The organism is Streptococcus sp. GMD1S (genome assembly GCF_000296875.1).
In the GTDB taxonomy this organism is placed as follows: domain Bacteria; phylum Bacillota; class Bacilli; order Lactobacillales; family Streptococcaceae; genus Streptococcus.
The window spans coordinates 1-4303 of the sequence record NZ_AJQY01000068.1; the positions used below are offsets into that span (position 1 = coordinate 1).

General features: G+C 36.1%; 1 protein-coding gene and 1 pseudogene. One reads left to right on the forward strand and one right to left on the reverse strand.

From position 1 onward, the window contains the following. Positions 1-3575, reverse strand: a 3575-nt coding sequence (locus tag GMD1S_RS06720; protein ID WP_000837690.1) for a YSIRK-type signal peptide-containing protein, incomplete at its 3' end; no start/stop codon positions are given. Between the two features lie 555 nt (positions 3576-4130). Between GMD1S_RS06720 and GMD1S_RS12125 the strand changes: the two are divergent. Continuing rightward, a pseudogene (locus tag GMD1S_RS12125) lies at positions 4131-4303 on the forward strand (oxidoreductase); the annotation flags it as partial.

Consider the following 4303-nt stretch of genomic DNA (forward strand, 5'->3'; position numbering starts at 1 on the left):
GTTTGTCCTTTAGGTCCTTCAGACTCATCATCTGTAGAAGTTGGTTTAACAGGTATTACAGTTGGAGTATACGTTGCTGTAGCAGTTGCTGTAATATCCGTATAATTAGCATCTTTTCCTAATTTTGCAGTAAGTGAAACTGTGACAGGTGTAGCTGTACCGGTAAATGTCTTCAATGGAACAAAAGTTACTTCACCTGTTTCATTATTAATTGAGTAGGTACCCTGACCATCAATTGTTAGAGTATCAACAAATCCACCTGTTTTTGGATCTACTAACTTAGCAGGCGAAGAAGCACTTGGTTTTACTGGTGATCCATCTCCAACAGATGTAAAGGTTGGAGTTTCTTTTTGAGTAGCACCTTGAATATCAGTCGAAGTCACATTATGTCCTTCAATCGTATCAGTTACTGTAATATGGTAGGTTGTTGTAGCGGTTGATGAATCAACTCCATGATCAACTCCCGACTCAGTTCCACTGATTGTTGCTTCAGTAGTATAATTTCCATTACTATCAATAACATCAATCTTAACAGTATATACTCCTACTTCATTTAAGCTATATCCACTAGCAATATTATAGTTATTTGCATCTTGTTTGGTATCAAATACTTTTTGAACTCCTGAAGGCGATGTTACTGTGATTCTAGTGATATAGGTAGTTTTTCCATATTTAGTATCTTCAGAGTCTGAGATGCTTACTGCAGCTTTTGCTTCATTACGAAGGTCAACAGCTGTACCTTTTGTTGAAGTATAATCTTGTGAAGTTGCTGTTGGTTTTGTATTTACTACAGTTGCCACATCAGTATTTGTTGCAATCGTCCCTCTAATAATACCACCAAATCCTGACTTAGTATGAACTTCCCAAGAGTCATTTTCAAGCTTAGTAGCAGTCACTTCAGTTCCATCAGATGACGCCCAGGTATTTGAATGTTTATCGTAAGTGACAGTTACTGACATTCCATCTCCTACCTGATTAGTATTCTTAGAAACATAAATCGTTTCTGGACGAGTTGGCGTTTCTACACTTGTCACTTTCCCAGTGCTATCAAGCTGTCGAATGTACTCATAGATATAAAATTTCATACCACCGTCTTGCTGAGCTTCTGTGTACACTTGACGTTTAGTCCATCTTGTCGTACCATCACCATTCAGTGTTTTACTTTCAGCATAGTCGCCAGGTAACTCCCAGTGTCCGGTAGCCTTATTAAAAGTAGCAGTATGTTTTTGCCCATCTGTTCCATTTAATTCAACTTGTTCACGTAAGAAAGTTCCCTTAACATTTTCAGCAGATGCTTCTACTCTAATATTGTCCACACCAACTTTGGCAGTCGCCTCTGATGTCACAGGAATATTAAAGACTGTATCGGAATCTACAATACCTAATTCTTGATTTTCAGAAACAGCTGTGTTGGTTGAACCACTGTCTACGAGCCATTTGCCATTAACTGCTTTTAGATTGGTTACAGTACCATCCGGCATTGTTACCTTAGCACTTGATGCACCTTTAGAAATTTTAACTGGTACAACTGTTGAGTAAGTTTCAACGTTTTGAACCTCAATCTTTGGTTTCACGACTAATGTTACAGTAGCATGCGCTTCTTGTCCAGATTGGTTCCAAACATTATTATTAGCCAACTTATCATAATCTTTTGCAAATACGGAGACTGTGTAAATTCCTGCTTCAGTTAATTTTCCAGAAATGATTCCTTTCCCCATATTCGTTTGATCAGCAGCTTGCTCTTCAGAAGTACTATTAGCAACACTATATTTAGTTCCTGGAATTAATACTTTAGAATCATCTAATTGTTCACTAATAGTGTTATATCCTGAAATTCCTGTCACTGCTCTAGAGAATCTTTGAGGTACTCTTACAACTTTGCCTTCAACCGTCGTATAGTTATAAGTTCCTCGACTATTGGCTGGTGTTGCACTTGCACCTGACTCATCATAGAATTGAATATTTACATTAGCATCGTCACCAACAATACGATCATAACGCTCAGAATCTGATTTTATTTTAGGAGGCGTACTATCTTGCCACCCGACCCAGCCAGCACGAAGATTCTGAATTTGGAAAGTTACCGTTCGACCATCTGTATTGGTCGCAGTAATATTAAATCGTAAATCATAAACTCCATTTTCAATATCCGCTATAACTTTTCCTTGAATTGTGTCTGTTTCTGAATCGTATGTCAATCCCGGCACAAGGTTAGTTGGTGTTACAGAAGTTAAACTCCAACCAGCTTGCTTGGCTTTTTCTGTAACTGCAATACGATCTTTCAAACCTTTAATATAAACTCTGTCAACTCCTTGTTCATACCCATAGCCATAAATTTCTGTAGCTAGGTATTCATAACCACCGTTAGCAGAGTAAATCGATGTTGCAGCGTTTAAAATTCTTGACCCATCCGCACGGAGTTTATTTCTCCAAAGTGGTGCTTCTTCAGCTAACTTTTTAGCAGCATCAGGGGTTAATGGATAGTCTACACGTCCTTTGTTGTTATGACCAGTTTTTCCACCTTGTTCTGTATGCATCCCATTTCCAGCATTTGTATCATTACCAACCCGCTGATTAGAATAGACTTCAATCTCTAGACCTGTAGCATCAGTACCCGTAATTAATTTAATTTCTTGTACTGGAATTGTATAGGTATCTTTACCAGTATGATTTGCAGCGTTTGTTTCCGATGCATGAGTTGTGTTAGAACCCTCTTCGGCATAGAAATCTTGAGCAGCCAAAGCGACTCCAAAGTTTCCATCTTTTCCGATTCCTGCTTTTTTTAGCTCATTATATACTGCAAGAATTGACTCGTTCAAACGTGACAATTGTTCATTGCCTTGTTTAGCTGTAACGCTATCCGTAGCTAACACTTTTTTAGCTTCCGCAATAACTTCCTTATTATTAGCTATCGCCGCCTCAATTGCCGCTTTGTTTTCAGCCTCAAGCTTATTTTTCCGGACTGCTTCAGTTGCTAAAACATTGGTTACCTCAGCTTCAGAGGTAACTTGTTCTAAAACTTTTTTACCTTCTTGGACTGGTTCGACAGTTTCTTTTATTTCTTCTACTTTTTCTGCTTTTTCTGTAGATTCCGTTATTTTCCCAACTTCGACAGACTCAGCAAATACCGTAATTAAATCCTTAATCTTAGCAAGTTCAGTATCCACTTCCTCTTGCTCAACTATCTCTTTTGAGATGACAGATTTCGCAGAATCTAATTGTTCTTTAGCAGATGTTAGTACCAAGTCATCTATATTCTTTGCTGTTTTTACTTTCTCTTCAAGTTCTGTAATTTTTTTAACTAAATCCGTTTTATCAACCGTCTTAAGGACAACTTCTTTTTCTTTTTTTATCGAAGTTTCTGGTTTTTCTGTTTCCGTAGAAGATTCCGCATTCAATGTCGATGTTGAAACAAGCGTAGTATCTGCTCCTTGAAGTTCCATCGCTGATACTGCTCCATTGCCTAAAAACATCAAACCTGCTGAAATTGCTACTGATGCCGCTCCAAAACTATACTTTCGAATCCCATATCGAATGTATTTCTCCGTTCTAAAACCCTGTTGCTTACTCTTCATAAGAAAAACAACCTCCCTATTTTTATTATATCGATATTGAAATATAGAAAAAAAACGAAATTTCTTCCCTACTCAAAAGATGGTCTTTAAATTTCATTATTCTAAAAGGATTATATCCTCGTATTCAATATGCATATTCATACTAACACTTTTTTATATCTTTTTCAACATTTTTAATAAATTTATTTGAGAAAAATACAAAAATAATTTAACATCAAATACTTTAAAATGCCAACATTCACATAGGTTTACATCATGTAAATTTCAGATATTATTTATCTTATAATTAAATAAAATACACTTTTATGTATTAATTTGTTTTTTAGGGTTTTGTAGAAGTTGAATTTTTCCCACCCTTATATTGTTATAACAAAAAAATTTCTATAAGAAGTACACAAATCAAACAGTATATTTCTTAACCGTTATTTATAGATTATCATGAAAATTTGACTTAGAGGCCGAAACTCTAAACCTTGACTAGAGATTCATTTTTTGTTAAAATGTAACAAATCTTATTACATCTATCATAAGATAATCCGTGAAAGGACTTCAACTATGAAATCATTAAAAGGTATTTTATTTATCGGGCTTAGTATGTTTCTGACTATCCTAGCTTGGCTCAGTTCAGGTGTTAGTCAGTTTCTAATCCCTGGTTTAGCTCTCACTACTCTTTCACTTACTTTTATACTAGCTAGCCGTTTACCCCTGCTTGAAGCTTGGTTTAACGG